This is a genomic window from Ferruginibacter sp., from assembly GCF_028288465.1.
Lineage (GTDB): Bacteria > Bacteroidota > Bacteroidia > Chitinophagales > Chitinophagaceae > Ferruginibacter.
Genome location: NZ_JAQBNR010000024.1, coordinates 214,146 through 231,562 on the forward strand (window position 1 = coordinate 214,146; position 17,417 = coordinate 231,562).

Consider the following 17,417-nt stretch of genomic DNA (forward strand, 5'->3'; position numbering starts at 1 on the left):
GGTTACTTCTTTTTGAATACAATTTGTTCTGCATGCTTTTTTACGATGTAATCGAAAAAATTCCTGAGTGTTTCGTAGTCTTCCGGTAAAAAAGTGGCTTTTTCAAGTTTTACCCTGGAACGCAGCATAACCGATTCATCTGTTTTTGATACCAAATATTCAAAGAACCCCTCACCATCATTCAGGCTTACTTTAGCTGATTTAGGTATTTCATCTACCGCGTATCCCTTCGGTATTTCAATCTGAAAATTATATGTTTCATCCATTTTATAAGGCATTTCCACCGGGTACTTTCTTTCTGCAGCTGTAAAGAAATTTTCTTTATACCCTTCTTTCAGCATCGGGTTAAAATAGATGATATTGCTGCTGTTATCACCATCAATTGTGATGTTATGCGACATGCGGATGGACTTTTCTCCATCCTTTTCATCTTCATATTTTATATCATCAATAGAAAAATCACCACTGTAAGATTCTTTTAATTTCTTCTCAAAAGCCTCTTTTCCATTGTCAATAAACTTGTCTCGAATGTTGCTTGATTCGTAGTAGCCAAGTATGGTTGTAAGCGAACCAGACCATTTACCAGCCTTCGTTTCATCGTTAAAAAGCATTACATTGGTAAATTTTGATTCTCTTAAACTGTCGGCAAAAAAATATACCGGCTCCACTTCTTTATTGATTGTTCGGGCTGCACCATTATAGCAGTTTTCAGGTAACTTATTAAATCCAAGATAGGGTTCGGAGGCATCTAAAAAGTAGCGCTTCCCGTCAATGTCCAATCTGCATATAACATAATTGTACCGGTTAATAAGCGGATAAATCTCATTGGTAAAGCCGTTGGACCTGGTGCTTAAAATAACAGGATTCGCCTGCATGCCTTCGTGCCGCAACATCGCCGTTAATAACAGATTAACGTCTGCCACGGAGCCATTTTTATTTTTAAATGTTTCCTTCATGCCAGTTGTTAAATAAATTCCGTGACGGCCGTTACATTTAAAGGAATTTTTTACAAAGGCATATATTTTTTTTGCTTCCTCCAGGTTATCCGTGGTACCAGCCTTTATAGCTTTCATATCATCGTTTAACCAACCATTATCTTTATCAAGCCTTTCTCCAAAATCTTCATCTTTTAACAAAGCATCGGATACCGTATGCCAGTTGCCCATAATATCGTGGTAAGGCATATTAGGAAATTGTTGTCCTGACATCTGAAATTCTATTTTGGAAATATGGTTATCCAAAGAAGTAAGGAATTTTTCTTCCTTCATGGCAGGTACGTTCTTCATAACCCAGCGGGTAGATGTATTTGTCGCAGGAATTGTATAGGTTTCAGTCCGCATCCCCTCTCCCTGTTCCCTCACGCTATAAGTTGTAGTCCTCGTATCAGATTTCTTAATATCAAATGGATTGTAGCCTTGCGATAAAAATACGTACTCAAAAAAATTAGGTAAATCAAGATTATACTCGCTCCAAACTCTTGGGTAGCTTCCCTGGAAAACCCACTCCTGCAGGTTAAACAAAAAGTCGGAATTGATGGTATAAGAATATTCAATGATGGAGCCCTCTTTCAACGCAGGCATTGTAAACTTCCTGACAATATGATTTTTATCCTGCTTGTCTTTAAACACAGCATCCTTATCCAGCTTTGTTTCTGTCACTACTCCGTTTTCAAGATTATACGTGCTGGCCTTCAGGGATTCCAATCTTTCTTCTGAATTGGTTTTAGTGGAAATATACAGTGGTATTTCCACGCTTGCCAAGTCGAATCCCTTTTTATTGATAATTTTTATGCGTCGCTGGTGTTTGTATATCAGGCTGAACCATCCCTTGTTATTGCCATCAAATGAACTGCTGCCTATGTCAGCGATAATGACCGCCCCGTAGGAAGTATCTACTTTTAAATTGTCGATATTAAAATCTGCGGGTAAAACATGATTGAATTTGATACCAGGCTTATCCTGGGCGTAGAGTTTTGAACATAGCAATACAACTGCTAATAGTAATACAGGACATCTTTTCATTTGGAGCAGGTTTGGGTATAGGTTTCGAAATTAAATAATGGACAATATCATAAAGACAGCAATATAACGTATTATTTTTAAATAAATTTCATCCACAGCCTGATAATATATAAAAAAAATAATGAGCTAAAAAGACAATGACTACCCCTTTAACAGAGGCAGCCATTGTTTGTAAAAAGTCAGGAGGAATAATCTATTTCATTTTAAAACTCTCCATAAATTTGGTATTAAAATCACCTTTTCTAAAGGCTTCGTTTTTCATCAGCTGCAGATGAAAGGGAATGGTCGTTTTTACTCCTTCGATTATATATTCGCTTAATGCCCGGTGCATGGTATCGATTGCTTCTTCCCTGGTTTGTGCCACCGTGATTAATTTACCAATCATGCTATCATAGTAGGGAGGAATTACATAGCCTGCATAAACATGACTGTCTACCCTTACGCCATGCCCTCCGGGTGTGTGTAATACGGTTATCTTCCCCGGACTTGGACGAAAATCGTTGTACGGATCTTCCGCATTGATCCGGCATTCGATGGCATGCATTTGAGGATAATAATTTTTACCGCTTACTTTATGCCCGGCGGCGATTTTTATCTGCTCTTTTATCAAATCATAATTCACTACTTCTTCCGTAACACAATGTTCTACCTGGATACGGGTGTTCATTTCCATGAAATAAAAATTGCGGTGCTTATCTACCAAAAACTCAATGGTACCAACGCTTTCATAATTAATAGCACTGGCAGCTTTAATAGCCGCATTGCCCATTGCTTCACGCAATTCGGTGGTCATAAATGGCGATGGTGATTCTTCCACAAGCTTTTGATGGCGGCGTTGGATAGAACAATCCCGTTCACTTAAATGGCATACATTTCCAAACTGGTCCCCTGCTATCTGTATTTCAATATGCCTTGGCTCTTCCACAAATTTTTCCATGTAAATGCCATCATTTTTAAATGATGCGGCTGCTTCTGTTTTGGCATTATCAAAGGCTTTCTCCATTTCACTTTCTTCCCAAACCACACGCATTCCCTTTCCTCCACCACCGGCTGTAGCCTTTAATATTACCGGGTAACCAACCTGGTTTTTTGCAAGGCTTTTTGCCTGCTCAACACTTTCCAGTAAACCACCGCTGCCAGGTACTACGGGCACACCAGCTTTAATCATTGTTTCTTTGGCGGTGATTTTGTCGCCCATGGCGTTGATCATATCAGGTGTTGGTCCGATAAATTTTATCCCATGATCAGTACATATCTGGGCAAACTTGGCATTCTCTGCCAGAAAGCCATAACCAGGATGAATTGCATCTGCATTGGTTATTTCCGCTGCCGCCATGATATGGGGAATATTGAGGTAAGAATCCATGCTGCTGGGCTTACCTATACATACTGCTTCATCTGCAAATTTTACGTGCAAACTATCTTTATCTGCGGTGGAATAAACGGCTACCGTTTTAATGCCCATCTCCTTGCAGGTACGTATAATACGCAGGGCTATTTCTCCGCGGTTGGCAATTAATATTTTTTTAAACACGACATTCAATTAAAAATTAAAAATTAAAAATTAAAATTCATCCAAAACCAATGACCCTTTTTAGTTTTGAATTTTTAATTTTCACCTAGCTAGGATCTACTAAAAATAAGGGCTGATCATACTCTACCGGGCTGGAATCTTCCACCAATACCTTGACTATTTTTCCTTTTACTTCACTTTCAATTTCATTGAAAAGCTTCATTGCCTCGATGATACATACTACTTTACCCTGTGTTACTTCATCTCCCACATTTACAAAAATGGGCTTTCCCGGACCTGACTGACGGTAGAAAGTACCGATCATCGGGCTTTTGATGGTAATGTAATTATCTGATTTGGGAGCTTCTGCAGGTGGTGCTGTAATGGTGGCAGCGGGAGGAGGAATTTGGGGGGCGGCTGGTTGCTGGGGCTGATTTGAGTAAATTTGTCCTGACTGGCCTCCCGCAATAATGTGCTGAACGGGGTCTTTCTTTTGTTTAACGGTTATTTTAATGCCTTCTTCTTCAATTGTAATTTCACCGATGTTGGTTTTATTAATGAGCTTAACCAGCTCCTGGATTTGTTTTATGTCCATATTGAAAGGTTAAAATGGTTTTTTATTAGAACGGGCGGCTAAGGTAGGTAATGATTTATTAATACCGCCGATTTAAAATTTAAAAAATAGAAAAAAAAGGGCCAAAATGGCAAAAAACATAAAAAAAAAGGGCTAAAATGGTCTTTTTTACCCATTTTTTTCAATAATTAAAAAAGGACAATCTTTTAAAATTGCCCTTTTTTATTAAAATATTTTAAGTTTAAGCCTCTTTCACTCTTTCTACGTATTCCCCGGTCTTGGTATTAATTCTGATCAATTCTCCTTCATTTACAAATAAGGGCACATTAACGGTTGCGCCTGTTTCAACTGTGGCTGGTTTAAGCGTTTTGGTGGCAGTGTCTCCACGCATGCCAGGTTCGCTGTAGGTAACCATTAATACTATCTTATCCGGTAATTCAACGCCCATAGGTAAGTCAGTTTCGCCATTGATCAATACTGATACCTCCTGGCCGTCTTTCAAAAAACGTGGGGCATCTACCATTGTTTCCGGTACGGTTATCTGTTCAAAGGTTTCCACATCCATAAAGCTATAACCCGTATCATCTTTATATAAATACTGGTAGGTTTTCTTTTCTACTCTAACCGGAAAAATAGTTTCACCACTGTTCCATGTCAATTCAATCGTACGGCTGTTATCAACCCCTTTTAATTTAGCCCAAACCTTTGCGGCTGCCCGGGCAGTTTTATTTTGACCGAATTCTATTACCGTGTACAAACTACCATCTACTTTGATGATCAGGCCTGAGCGCATGTCTGCTGTTGTTGCCATGTTGATTTATTTATTTGCTTGTTAAGTTTATTGCACCACCGCAATTATTTAAGGCGGGCTGCAAAAGTAGGAATAGTAACGGTAAAACTAAAATTTAAACCTTTGCTCAGAATTTGCTCCTTTTAAAACTGTGACGAAATCCAGGACATGCCCTTAACAGCAGCTTTACAATTTTCAAATTATCTTCACAAAAAATTCAGCGTGAAAAAATTAATACTATTCGCAAGCTTTATCGGCTGTTCAATTATCGCATTGTCACAAACTGATTCTTCTGCCAAAGCATTGCCCAAATTCGAAACGATTCCTTCTTTCGCTATTTACTCCTTACCCGACAGCACTGTTTTTTCCAACAAAGACCTGCATAAAAACAAGCCTTTTATAATTATGTTTTTCAGTCCTGATTGCGAGCATTGCCAAAAAGAAATGAAAGAGTTACTGGCCTATAAAGAAGAATTAAAAAACATCAGGATATTGATGGCTTCTCCCGGCAGCTATCCTATGATAAAACAATTTTACCAGGACTATGGTGTCGCCTCCATGCCAAATATCAAAATGGGACACGACGACAATTTCGCATTGGGAAGCATTTTTCAACTAAGAACCTTCCCCTCCATTTTTGTTTATGACCAGCAGGGTAAACTGTCCAAAGCCTTTGTTGGCAATATTAGTGTACCGGCCATCCTGGATGCAGCGAAATAATTTCATTTTCAATTATTACCCAATGACGTAATGCGCTACCTTTGCAGCGCAAATTATTTTTCTACTTAAAAAATATATATTATGAAAGTTACCGTTGTTGGTGCAGGAGCTGTAGGTGCAACCTGCGCAGATAATATTGCCCGTTTGGCGCTATGTGAAGAACTGGTTTTGCTTGATATTAAAGAAGGTATTGCTGAAGGCAAGGCCATCGATATGATGCAAACTTCTGCGCTGCTGGGTTTTGATACCAAAATCACCGGGAGCACTAACGACTATACAAAAACCGCCAACAGCGATATTGCAGTAATTACATCCGGACTGCCGCGTAAACCCGGCATGACGAGGGAAGAATTGATTGGCATCAACGCAGGGATAGTTAAAGGCGTTGCAGAGAATATTTTAAAACATTCGCCCAATGCAATCATCATCATCATAAGCAACCCAATGGATACCATGACTTACCTGGCTTTACAAGCTACCGGCTTACCAAAAAACAGGATCATTGGTATGGGTGGTGCACTGGACAGTGCCCGTTTTAAATATTATTTGTCTACTGCAATAGGTTGCTCACCAAATGACCTGCAGGGTTTTGTTGCCGGCGGACACGGTGATACCACCATGATTCCATTAACCAGGCTGGCTACTTACCAGGGCGCTCCCGTAAGTAATTATTTAGACGAAGCTGCGCTTAAAAAAGTTGCTGCCGACACAATGGTTGGCGGTGCTACTTTAACGGGTTTATTAGGCACATCTGCCTGGTATGCACCGGGTGCTGCATGTGCTGCAATGGTTAAGTCAATTGTACGCGACGAAAAGAAATTGTTTACCTGTTGCGTTAAACTGGATGGCGAGTATGGCCAAAAGGATATTTGCATTGGCGTACCAGTTACCCTTGGCAAAAACGGCTGGGAAAAAATTATCGACTATAAATTAAATGAAGAAGAGCAAGCTGCCTTTAACAAAAGTGCAGACGCTGTAAGAAGTATGAACAGTGTATTGGCTACATTGTAAACTTCACAAAATGTGATACGACAAAGCCTCCTGCAATGGGAGGCTTTGTTATATGTTGTTAAGTGTGTAAAAGACTTGTCCGGGCTAAGAAGCAATGTGGATCATCGTTGCGTCGCCCTCTTGTACCCTATTTTCTCTTTTGAGCTTAAGCTTTCTGGCCAAACTTACCGCTGATGAAAAAGCAACTCTATTTTCATAACCACAATTAGCTAACACCATCCGTAATCATTTCCTTATTAATTTTCAGCACCAATCCCTGCAACACTTTACCCGGACCAACTTCTGTAAAATGTGTTGCTCCATCGGCAATCATAGCCTGCACGCTTTGCGTCCATCTTACGGCGCCGGTGAGTTGCTCAATTAAATTCTTTTTTATTTCAGCAGGGTCAGTCACAGCTTTAGCCACAATGTTTTGATAAACCGGGCAAGTTGGAATATTGAATGTAGCAGCTTCAATTGCTGCAGCCAGTTCTTCTTTAGCAGGTAGCATCAGCGGAGAATGAAAGGCACCTCCTACAGGTAATATAAGTGCCCTTTTAGCACCAGCAGCTTTCATTCGTTCGCAGGCTATTTCAATGCCAGGCACTGATCCGCTTATTACTAACTGACCCGGACAATTATAATTGGCCGGCACTACAATTTCTCCCGTTTCCCTGTGTACATCCGCACATACTTCTTCTACTTTTTCATCTGCCAAAGCCAACACCGCGGCCATTGTGCTGGCAACCAACTCACAAGCTTTCTGCATTGCTTTAGCCCTTATCGAAACCAATTTGAAAGCATCTTCAAAACTCAGCACACCATTGGCTACCAAAGCAGAAAACTCGCCCAGGGAATGGCCTGCCACCATATCCGGCCTTGCATCGGCCAGCGTTTTAAAAGCAATAACCGCATGTAAAAAAACGGCCGGTTGTGTTACATTGGTTTGTTTCAGGTCTTCATCAGAGCCCGTAAACATTACGTCAGAAATGCGAAAGCCTGCTATGCTGTTCGCCTGTTCAAATAATTCTTTCGCTATCGGATTGGTATCATACAAATTTTTTCCCATTCCTTTAAACTGACTTCCCTGGCCGGGAAATACATACGCATGTGCCATAATTTTTCTTTTATTTCAATTGCAAATAAAACAAAAAATCCCTCACGCGGAGGGATTAATATTTTAGTTCCATTTGTTCTAATGTAATTTGGCACTGATCAGTTTTACAAATTCACTTCTTGTCTCATTCTTTTCAAACTCACCCCAAAAAGCAGATGTAGTGGTAACTGAATTCTGTTTCTGCACACCCCGCATCATCATACACAAATGAGAAGCTTCAATAACAACCGCAACACCCAGCGGATTCAGCGTTTCTTTAATAGAATTTAAAATCTGGTGTGTAAGTCTTTCCTGAACCTGCAAACGCCTGCTGTAAACATCTACAACACGTGCAATTTTGCTCAGCCCGGTTATCCAACCGTTAGGAATATAAGCTACGTGCGCTTTACCATAAAAAGGCAACATGTGGTGTTCACACATGCTGTATAATTCAATGTCCTTCACAATAATCATCTCGCTCACTTCTTCATGAAACTTGGCAGAATTTAAAATGGTATTGGCATCCTGCTGATATCCCTGGGTTAACACCTGCATCGCCTTTGCAACACGTTCGGGTGTTTTTTCCAGTCCTTCCCTGCCGGCATCTTCGCCTAACAGATTAAGCACTTCTTTATAGTTTGTTATAAGGCCAGCAGTAACTGCTTCATCATACTGCTCTATTTTTTTGTATGCCATTCTTTAAGTTTGTGGTAAATTTTGCTGATTGCCAGCTTTAACAACAAATAATATATTTTGTTCTGTGAAGGATACTTATCCTGACAATCCCGGCACCAATTTATCAATTAGCAGGATATTCAACAAAATTTCTTTCGGTTTCGTATAGTCTTACCTGAAGGTCTAACTTGGTATCAATTTTTTCTCTCAGGATAGTATAGATTACAACCGCAATATTTTCTGCCGTAGGATTAAGGTGCTGAAACTCTGCTGTATCGAGATTTAAATTTTTATGATCGAAGCGTTCCAAAATATTTTCTCTTATTACCTCGCTCAATAATTTCATGTCATACACATACCCTGTCTCAGCATCAGGCACGCCAGTTAATTTAACAATCAGTTCATAATTATGCCCGTGAAAACTTGGATTATTGCATTTGCCAAAAATCCTGTCATTGGTTGCCTCATCCCATTTTGGATTATTTAAACGGTGCGCCGCATTAAAATGTTCTTTACGGTAAACAGCTACTTTATTATTCATTTTACAACAATAATTTTTAAATAAAAGGTGAGTTTAAACTGGTTCAGCAGTTGGATTTTACCCATTTTAGAAACGGCGGATACTGCGCTGAAATAGATACAAAGAAGCCAGTTAATTGTTTCAATATGCCAAACTAATTTCCAAAATATTCAACAAAAATACGTGGGGTTTCATATAATTTAAGGGAATGCAACTGCACTCCTTCCGGCAAGTGAGGAACCAATTGTTGCCAGATTCCAATGACCAGGTTTTCTATAGAACACAGCTTACCCGCCATAAAATCGACGTCTACATTCAGGTTCTTGTGATCCAGTTTTTCTATTACATGCTCATTTACTATAATGCTTAATCTTTTTACATCATAAACAAAGCCAGTATCCGGATTGGGTTCGCCTTTTATGGTAACATATAGCTCAAAGTTGTGCCCATGCCAGTTTTCATTGGCGCATTTACCAAAGACCTCCTCGTTTTGCTCACGGCTCCATACCGGATTAAATAACCTGTGTGCAGCGTTAAAATGTTCTACCCTTGTTATGTACACCATTCGCACTTAAAATTTTGCGCAAAGGTACTTGCTAAATCCTGAAATATGAAGCGTAAGTACGATTTTTGCAAAATGCATATTTTACTTATTTCGGCTACCAGCTTTGAGATTGAGCCCACTTTAGAGTTACTTAAAGAAAAGAAAAACACAATTGGAAAGCATACAACCGAGGTATTAATTACCGGTGTGGGACAGGTAAATACCGCTTATCTTTTGGCTGTAAAATTACTAAGCAATAAACCGGATTTGGTTTTACAGGCGGGTATTGCCGGCTGCTTTTCCGGCCAGTTATCTTTAGGCCAGACCGTATTAATAAAACAGGATGCTTTCGGTGATTCAGGCATTGAAGAAAAGCAGCAGTTTGCTACATTATTTGATGCCGGCTTTGCCGGCAAAAATGATTATCCATTCACAGATGGATGGCTTGTAAATGATACAACTGGTCTTTTTCAAACATCTGCGTTAGTGGCTGTAAAGGGAATAACGGTAAACAAAATAAGCGATACTTTGTTGCAAAAGCAACAACTTATTGAACATTTTAACCCGGCAGCAGAAAGCATGGAAGGTGCTGCATTTCATTATGTTTGTCTTCAACAAAAAGTACCGTTTTTACAAATAAGAAGTGTCAGCAATGCCGTTGGGGAAAGAGATAAAACGAAGTGGGCAATGAAAGATGCTATCATAAATTTAAATATTGAACTTCAAAAAATATTAATCAGTTTACCATGAAATATACTTTAGGATTTTCGCCCTGCCCCAATGATACTTTTATTTTTGATGCATTGGTAAATAATAAAATTGATACTGGGAATATCAGTTTTGAGCCGGTGCTGGAAGACGTACAAACCCTGAATGAGTGGGCCATGCAAGGCAAACTGGCAATCACCAAATTAAGTTATGGTGTATTGCCACTGGTATTGAAAACATATGCGGTACTAAACAGTGGCAGTGCGTTGGGCCGTGGCGTAGGACCTTTGCTGATAGCAGGGAATGATGCTGTCACTGAAAATATTGAAGATTATACCGTTGCAATACCAGGTGAACAAACGACAGCTCATTTACTTTTTTCGCTTGCCTATCCCAAAGCACGAAAGAAGATTTTTTTAAGATACGATGCCATAGAAGATTTTGTCAGCAGTGGCCAGGGGCTGGGCGTAATCATTCATGAAAACCGGTTTACCTATGCGGATAAAGGACTTAAAAAAATAATTGATCTGGGCGATTTTTGGGAGAAAGAAACAGGCAACGCCATACCCCTTGGAGGCATAGTTGTTAAACGGGATATAGACATCTGCATCCAAAAAGACATTGATGCCCTTATCAAAAAAAGTATTGAATACGCATTCTCCAATTACCCCCAGCTGAACGATTACATCCGTAACAACGCACAGGAAATGAGCGAAAATGTGATGCGTAAACACATCGATTTGTATGTGAACGATTACTCGATCAACCTTGGAGAAGAGGGAAAAAAAACAGTTAAAAAATTAATGGATGTATATCAGCAATTAAACGACTGTACAATCGGGTATGATGAAATTTTTGTAAGCTGACTTAATCCTGGGATCATTCTTTTTTGAGCGCCTGTGCATACACTTCCAGGCATCGCTTTCTTGCAAACTCATGGTCAACGATTGGTTTTGGATAATCAAAACTGTCCAGTTCGGGAACCCACTGCCTGATATATTTCAAGTCTTTATCAAACTTTTCAGTTTGCAACCGGGGATTAAAAACTCTGAAATACGGTGCTGCATCACATCCGCTGCCTGCCGCCCATTGCCACCCCCCATTGTTAGCTGCCAGGTCAAAGTCTAGTAATTTTGTTGCAAAATAAGCTTCACCCAACCGCCAATCCAACAGCAGGTGCTTTGACAAAAAAGACGCTGTAATCATGCGAACGCGGTTATGCATAAAACCCGTTGCATTTAACTCCCGCATGCCTGCATCAACAATCGGGTAACCTGTTTGGCCATTACACCATTGCTCAAATTCCCCGGTATCTTTTCGCCAGTGAATGCCGTCATAGGCAGCTTTAAAAGCCTTTCCCTTGCCTACTTTTGGAAAATGCCACAAGATCATGTGATAAAAATCCCGCCATATCAATTCATTCAAATAAGTCTCTGAGAGTGGCCTCGCACGGGCAGCAAGTTCACGTATGCTGATTGTTCCAAACCTTAGGTGTACGCCTAATTTAGACGTTCCTGGCACAGCGGGAAAATTTCTTTGTTCTGCATATTTTTTTACCAGTTCGTCCTTCAGCGCTTTTGATGGGAAAGGTTTTTCCAATTGGCGGAAACCCGTGGAAGCCAAAGTTGGAATCTGCACAATTGAATGCGGATAAAAATTGCTGAAGTATTTTTTTGTGGGGTATGGCTTTAAATGAAAATCGGTTAATACAGCCTTCCATTTTCGGCTGTAGGGTGTAAACACCGTGTAAGGAGTGCCATCATCTTTCAAGACTTCCGCTTTTTCAAGAATAACCTGGTCTTTGTATGTTTTAAAACTCACATTATTTTCTTTCAACAATTTAGCGATGGAGGTTTCTCTTTCCAACGCATAGGGCTCATAATCATGATTGGCAAAAACTGTATCTATGGTATACTTAGCAAGCAGCTGTTTAAAAATAATTGCGGGTGTGCCGTAAAACACATTCAATGATGATCCCATTTCAACAAGTTCTGCCTGCATTTCTTCGAGCGCAGCATGAATAAATTCTACCCTTCTGTCAGTTTTTTCTTCCAGCTGATCCAATATATTCTTATCAAATATAAAAATGGGTAACACGGGTTTGCCTGCCTTCAGAGCGTGGTAGAGTCCTGCGTTGTCTTCTAATCTTAAATCTCTGCGAAACCAAAAAATGTTAATTGCTTCCATAAACATTATACTGCTAAATAAAATATCCCTTAAAATAGTACGCGTATATTTAACAGCCTGGTTACGGAATGGTTGCAAAAATTGTCTTGAAAATTTTTTGGCTATGTTGGTTTGAGTAAGATGTGTCATCAATTCGCTGAACCCACTGCATAATGTGTATGCTGTTAGTTAAAAAAACCTCATCTGCGCTTTGCAAATCTTTCAGCGTGATTTCATTTTCAATTACCTGCCAATTATCAGCTAATTCTTTTATAATTTTCCTGCGCATGATACCTGCGATACAACCCTCTTTTAATGACGGAGTATAAACAATTCCCTCTTTTATTAAAAATATATTTGCAATAGTTGTATCGCAAATGCGGCCATGATTGTTTAAAACTATCGCATCGTTCCATTTCTCACCTTTGGCTTTCAATGCCGCTAAAATATAAGGCAGGTAATTGTTGTGTTTGATATTGCTTAATATATCACAACTTTTTTTTGCTTCTTCGTACACACCCAACACCAGTCCGTTGCTGTTGAATTCTCCACTGTTTTCCGGCAACGGCCAGCTTTGAATGATATAATTGGGCAAATGATTTTTTGCATCAAACAGCCCCCCGTCCCCTCTAAAAACACTTAGCCTGATACGGGCTGTATTTTCGTGACGATTCTTTTTTAACAGGGTGGTAATTTCACTGTGTAATTTGTCTGGTGTAAAATGTTTGGGTATTTCAAATTGCAACACCCTCATGCCGTTCCATAATCTTGCAAAATGTTCGTCTTCCAGTTCCGGCAATCCGTTTTTTGCTTTGATGGTTTCAAACAATCCGTCACCATAACGCAGGGCACGGCTATCTGCACCTATTACAGCTTCTCCTTCAACAAAAATTTTTCCATTGTAATTAAAATAGTTCATAGGCAAAAATATGAACGGACATGCTGTAAAAAATTTAAAAACTCATTAAATAAAAAATCCCACCAAAGTAAATTGATGGGACATTTCTTCATCGGGGTTGTAAGAGAAAAAAATTATTGTAAAGGTGCAACTTTTCTGTCTTATATAAACAGGTCGGTTCTTATTTAATTAGATATTTTGATTAATGATTAAATTTCCTCGTTTAGTATATTGTGTTTTACCGCATACATGATTAAACCTGCAGTACTTTTTGCTCCAGTCTTCACCTTCAGTTTATCGCGGATAGCTTCAACAGTTCGTGGACTAAGATCTACCATATCGGCAATCTCCTTTGTTGTTTTTTCTTCGCACATTAATTTTAAGATCAGCATCTCCTTATCATTTAATTGCGCTTCCTGCTGAACTAATTTTTGAGGCGTTACCTGGTTGCGTTGTTTAAGATTTGTAAGTAAGGCTTTATTGGTGAGTGCATTAAAAAAATAGTCCTGTTCAAAGCAGGTTTTAATTGCTTCGTATATAACTTCAATGTCACTGGTTTTACTAAGGTAGCTGTTGGCTCCCAGTTCCATCAACTTCGTTATCATACTGTGATCCTCCAGCATGGTGAGCATGATTACTTTTACATCTGGCCAGTTCTTTTTTATCTCCGGAAGAGCTGTAATACCGTCCATTACAGGCATTTGAATATCCAGCAATATTACGTCTGGCTGAACCGCTTTCAGCATAGTTAGTAAATGCATACCATTATCTGCTTCCGCAATTACCTTAACGTCATTTTTCGAACTCAGGGCAGTTTTTACACCGGCCCGATATAATACATGGTCGTCCGCAATTAACACTTTGATCGGTTCCAAAATTTGTTAGTTTAAATATAAAAGAGTACTTATTAAATTACAAAAAAGCGTTCTTAAAAATGCAATATCGCTCAATTTCCTTTACCATTCTTAGGAGAACTACGTGTTATTTAACATAGGAATTTTACTATGGTAAATACTCAGCCTGGGAAAAAATTCAGCAAAACCTGCCACACTATGCATTTGTAATCAATTTTACGCAGGTGACTCCATTGAAAAACATTTCTGTAATTAAACGTGCTAAAGCAGGAAATATTATTCAATTAGTTTGTTTCGCATGCCGTACATAATCAGCCCGCCAATGGTTTTGGCGTTTACCTTGGTTTTCATATTTTGGCGGATTGTTTCAATTGTGCGGGGGCTTAAAAATATTGTTTTGGATATTTCCTCTGTCGTTTTATCTTCTGCAAGTAGTTGAAGAATTTTTATTTCCTTCTCATTAAAATGTATAGCTGCCGTATTGGTATAATGCTGGCGTACATTTTTTTTCTGCATTAACTTGCCCATCACAGCCTTGTTCACCAGGTCATTAAAATAAAAATCTTCGTTCATACAAGTTAAAATGGCCTCGTATATTTCTTCCGGATCTGTTGTTTTTGTGAGGTAGGCATTGGCTCCCATCTCCATCATTTTACTAATCATCTGGTGATCATCGTACATGCTGAGCACAATAATTTTTATGCCGTCATATTCCTTTCTTATAAGCTCAATGCCGTTGATGCCATCAATTTCAGGCATCCGGATGTCCATCAATAATACCTCTGGTTTTTTAATGGCAATCTTGTGCATCATGTCCTTCCCATCTTCTGCTTCCCAAAGCATTTTAAGATTGGGTTTACCGGAAAGAGCCATTTTAATTCCATCCCTGAAAATTTTGTGGTCGTCGGCGATAGCTATTTTGATTAAGTAATCCGCAGAGATAGACATACAACAGAAGAATTAGTTTGGTTTGTCACTAAATTATATAATTGAATTTATTTTAAAGTCACTACATCTGAAGAAAATTAAATTAGCCGGTATAAAATTCTCAATTCATTTAGTTTTTTGTAATGCAAATAACGTGATTAATATTTTGTTATTGCGAACGAGTACTGAGTAATTATACTAACGTGCTCAAAAAAATCATACCACATTTATTAAACCTTACCATACCTCACCATAATTTGATCGCATTATTATGAGTGTTATTGCTATTGGTACTTTCAAAGTAATGTATCATCTGCAAACATCCTTGCCTGGTTTGCTCTTTCCATTTATATCTCCAAAGTATTATTAACTGATCTCGTTTTAAAGTTATCCTTCGTATTACCCTGCATAGCTAATTAAAAATCTACTTACCAACTCATCAGGTAATTACACTATCGTATGATTACGCAGTAAGATAATCGTATGATTACTGCAAAACCTGATAGTAAATTTACTATACAGTATACGTAAAATTACCCATTTTTTTACTTTTTTTTACCTTGCCTTTTCGCCCAAAAACCTTGTCTGCACTGTATTTTAACGATATCATACCTGGTGTTTCTGATTATACCCATTGTTTATGATGCTATTTAATATGAAGTTTACATCACGGAATCATTTCTAAATCCTTTAAACTAATTTTTTATGTACGGAACGCTGGTTAATTTACCTCACGGAACACGTTTATTCTAGAGATTAATAAAGTAGGTTTTTGAAAAAAGTTAATTACTTTTGAGAAAACTACCTATTATCATAGAAATTCTACAAAAGATTAATTATCTCTCGGAGATTGCACCTTTCTTTCTTTGTTTATTATTCTACAAAAGAATTCTTAGCAAAGAAATAAAGGTTTTTTTTGTTTACACAATTGTATTGGCAATCTTTTTAGCTAGTACTTTATTGATCATTAAATTTTCGAGTTTATACCTTGCGATTGTGGTGAGGTCTTTTTTAATACTTGAATTCATCCTTCTTTCTCTGGTATACATTTCTATATTTAAAAGTATTAAAAGTAAACAATTTATTGTCTTGTCAATCTGTTTATATACAGTTTATTGGATTTATAATTTTTTCACCATCAAATTTTCGGAATTTGATTTCATGCCGCTGGTAGTTGAATGTCTTTTTTTTACATTGTTAATCGTCTACTACTTTTATTATATAATGCAACATAATTTTACAACTCCATTGTATCAATTACCCAGCTTCTGGATTTCTGTAGCCTTGCTGGTCTATTTTTCCGGCAATTTTTTCCTTTTTTTATATTCCAAATCTATGATGGGCAAATCAGATTTTAATAAACAATATACCTTTATTAATAGTTCCATAACTATTATCAAAAACGCGTTACTTGGTGTCGCTATTATTGTTAATAAAAATACGATGACTCAAAACGAAGACCGCCCCATTCCTTCCGATTTATACCTGGATAATTTTAAACCGTTTAATAAATCAATTAATACTTAAGCTTACCAATGATCTTTTTACAAGTTCCAGTCAACTCATCTTCGGGGTTTAACTACATCATGCTTTTTGGTACGCTTGCAATGCTTAGTTTAACGTTAGGTATCGTATTTTTTGTTATTTTTCATCAGCGCAGGGTTATCCGCTTTAACGATCAGTTGAAAAGACTGGAAGATGACAAGCAACAAATCTTGCTGAATGCATCTATTAAATTCCAGGAAGAGGAACGGAACCGGATTGCCGCAGATTTACACGATGACGTTGGCCCCCTGCTGGCTACTGCACGGCTATACCTGAATGAAAATTTGATTAACCAGGAGCCGGCCGTACAGTTACAATCCATCTTCAGCGCCAAGCAAATTATTGATGATTCTATACAGCTGATCAGAAATATCAGTCATAGCATGATGCCGCCCACCCTCAAAAATTTTGGATTGGAAAGCGCTATGAGCGATTTATTTCAGAAAATAAATGGCAGCGGAACCCTGAACGCCAGCGTTCGTTTTCATGACTACCGCACCCGTTTAAAACTCGACCAGGAATTACTTATTTTCCGGGTTATACAAGAGCTGGTAAATAATATCATCAAACACAGCAGTGCAGGATTTATTCATCTCACACAAAATGCCAATGCCACTCATAGTTATTTCAGACTCCATCATGATGGGCAAGGTATTGTTCAAACAGAGTTCGACCGGCTCAATCATGTTTCAACAGGCTTGGGGTTAAAAAATATAGCTAGTCGCATTAAGGTATTGAATGGCCGGATTTTTTTTGAAATTGATCCCAGCCATACTTATTTTAAAGTAACACTGGAGATTCCAAAAGACTCAACTTACTAACTACTGCATGTCTCCAGACTTGCGGATTTGCCCGTTGATATAAACCGGTTAAAGA

At 38.4% G+C, this 17,417-nt stretch carries 19 protein-coding genes; 6 read left to right on the plus strand and 13 right to left on the minus strand.

The window, feature by feature from the left end:
* Window positions 1-2 precede the first annotated feature (2 nt).
* From JWR61_RS12870 to efp, 4 genes are all read right to left on the minus strand, one after another.
* Window positions 3-2,021 carry a DUF3858 domain-containing protein gene (locus tag JWR61_RS12870; protein WP_301928188.1) on the minus strand — a complete coding sequence of 673 codons (2,019 nt, stop codon included), beginning with the start codon at window positions 2,019-2,021 and terminating at the stop codon, window positions 3-5.
* Window positions 2,022-2,214: 193 nt separating this feature from the next.
* Window positions 2,215-3,555, minus strand: a complete 1,341-nt coding sequence (accC, locus tag JWR61_RS12875; protein WP_301928189.1) for an acetyl-CoA carboxylase biotin carboxylase subunit — start codon at window positions 3,553-3,555, stop codon at window positions 2,215-2,217.
* Between the two features lie 85 nt (window positions 3,556-3,640).
* The gene (gene accB, locus JWR61_RS12880) at window positions 3,641-4,129 is read right to left on the minus strand and encodes an acetyl-CoA carboxylase biotin carboxyl carrier protein (RefSeq protein WP_301928190.1); all 489 of its coding nucleotides are present in this window, start codon (window positions 4,127-4,129) and stop codon (window positions 3,641-3,643) included.
* Between the two features lie 220 nt (window positions 4,130-4,349).
* Entirely contained in the window at window positions 4,350-4,919 is a 570-nt protein-coding gene (gene efp / locus JWR61_RS12885) for an elongation factor P (protein ID WP_301928191.1), read from the minus strand.
* Window positions 4,920-5,120: 201 nt separating this feature from the next.
* Here efp and JWR61_RS12890 point away from each other — a divergent pair, with 201 nt between their 5' ends.
* Window positions 5,121-5,618: a TlpA disulfide reductase family protein gene (locus JWR61_RS12890; RefSeq protein WP_301928192.1), complete on the plus strand. Its 498-nt coding sequence runs from the start codon at window positions 5,121-5,123 to the stop codon at window positions 5,616-5,618.
* A gap of 81 nt (window positions 5,619-5,699) precedes the next feature.
* Window positions 5,700-6,629: a malate dehydrogenase gene (mdh, locus tag JWR61_RS12895; RefSeq protein WP_301928193.1), complete on the plus strand. Its 930-nt coding sequence runs from the start codon at window positions 5,700-5,702 to the stop codon at window positions 6,627-6,629.
* Between the two features lie 205 nt (window positions 6,630-6,834).
* Here mdh and fabD read toward each other — a convergent pair whose 3' ends face one another.
* The 4 genes from fabD to JWR61_RS12915 all read right to left on the minus strand — a co-directional run bounded on the left by fabD (window position 6,835) and on the right by JWR61_RS12915 (window position 9,464).
* Window positions 6,835-7,725, minus strand: coding sequence for an ACP S-malonyltransferase (gene fabD / locus JWR61_RS12900; protein WP_301928194.1), 891 nt, complete (start codon window positions 7,723-7,725; stop codon window positions 6,835-6,837).
* Window positions 7,726-7,803: 78 nt separating this feature from the next.
* Entirely contained in the window at window positions 7,804-8,400 is a 597-nt protein-coding gene (gene folE, locus JWR61_RS12905) for a GTP cyclohydrolase I FolE (protein WP_290336210.1), read from the minus strand.
* Window positions 8,401-8,503: 103 nt separating this feature from the next.
* The gene (locus JWR61_RS12910; protein ID WP_301928195.1) at window positions 8,504-8,920 is read right to left on the minus strand and encodes a 6-carboxytetrahydropterin synthase; all 417 of its coding nucleotides are present in this window, start codon (window positions 8,918-8,920) and stop codon (window positions 8,504-8,506) included.
* Window positions 8,921-9,053: 133 nt separating this feature from the next.
* The gene (locus JWR61_RS12915; RefSeq protein ID WP_301928196.1) at window positions 9,054-9,464 is read right to left on the minus strand and encodes a 6-carboxytetrahydropterin synthase; all 411 of its coding nucleotides are present in this window, start codon (window positions 9,462-9,464) and stop codon (window positions 9,054-9,056) included.
* 45 nt (window positions 9,465-9,509) lie between these two features.
* Here JWR61_RS12915 and mqnB point away from each other — a divergent pair, with 45 nt between their 5' ends.
* Window positions 9,510-10,193 (plus strand): futalosine hydrolase, encoded by a 684-nt coding sequence (gene mqnB, locus JWR61_RS12920; protein WP_301928197.1) that lies wholly within the window; start codon window positions 9,510-9,512, stop codon window positions 10,191-10,193.
* Window positions 10,190-11,017, plus strand: a complete 828-nt coding sequence (locus JWR61_RS12925) for a 1,4-dihydroxy-6-naphthoate synthase (RefSeq protein WP_301928198.1) — start codon at window positions 10,190-10,192, stop codon at window positions 11,015-11,017. Before mqnB ends, JWR61_RS12925 begins: the two co-directional genes overlap by 4 nt.
* A 13-nt stretch (window positions 11,018-11,030) precedes the next feature.
* Here JWR61_RS12925 and JWR61_RS12930 read toward each other — a convergent pair whose 3' ends face one another.
* The 5 genes from JWR61_RS12930 to JWR61_RS12950 all read right to left on the minus strand — a co-directional run bounded on the left by JWR61_RS12930 (window position 11,031) and on the right by JWR61_RS12950 (window position 16,045).
* Entirely contained in the window at window positions 11,031-12,416 is a 1,386-nt protein-coding gene (locus JWR61_RS12930; protein WP_301928199.1) for a deoxyribodipyrimidine photo-lyase, read from the minus strand.
* A complete protein-coding gene (locus JWR61_RS12935) occupies window positions 12,400-13,236 on the minus strand; it encodes an aminotransferase class IV (RefSeq protein WP_301928200.1) in 837 nt (278 codons plus the stop codon). Before JWR61_RS12935 ends, JWR61_RS12930 begins: the two co-directional genes overlap by 17 nt.
* A 188-nt stretch (window positions 13,237-13,424) precedes the next feature.
* Window positions 13,425-14,090, minus strand: coding sequence for a response regulator transcription factor (locus JWR61_RS12940; RefSeq protein ID WP_301928201.1), 666 nt, complete (start codon window positions 14,088-14,090; stop codon window positions 13,425-13,427).
* Between the two features lie 255 nt (window positions 14,091-14,345).
* Window positions 14,346-15,017: a response regulator transcription factor gene (locus JWR61_RS12945; RefSeq protein ID WP_290336218.1), complete on the minus strand. Its 672-nt coding sequence runs from the start codon at window positions 15,015-15,017 to the stop codon at window positions 14,346-14,348.
* Window positions 15,018-15,916: 899 nt separating this feature from the next.
* Window positions 15,917-16,045, minus strand: a complete 129-nt coding sequence (locus JWR61_RS12950; RefSeq protein ID WP_301928202.1) for a hypothetical protein — start codon at window positions 16,043-16,045, stop codon at window positions 15,917-15,919.
* A 175-nt stretch (window positions 16,046-16,220) separates the two neighbouring features.
* On the opposite strand from JWR61_RS12950, the gene JWR61_RS12955 reads away from it, so the two are divergent.
* Window positions 16,221-16,523 carry a hypothetical protein gene (locus JWR61_RS12955; RefSeq protein WP_301928203.1) on the plus strand — a complete coding sequence of 101 codons (303 nt, stop codon included), beginning with the start codon at window positions 16,221-16,223 and terminating at the stop codon, window positions 16,521-16,523.
* A gap of 8 nt (window positions 16,524-16,531) precedes the next feature.
* The gene (locus JWR61_RS12960) at window positions 16,532-17,362 is read left to right on the plus strand and encodes a sensor histidine kinase (RefSeq protein ID WP_290336219.1); all 831 of its coding nucleotides are present in this window, start codon (window positions 16,532-16,534) and stop codon (window positions 17,360-17,362) included.
* The last annotated feature ends 55 nt before the right edge of the window (window positions 17,363-17,417 follow it).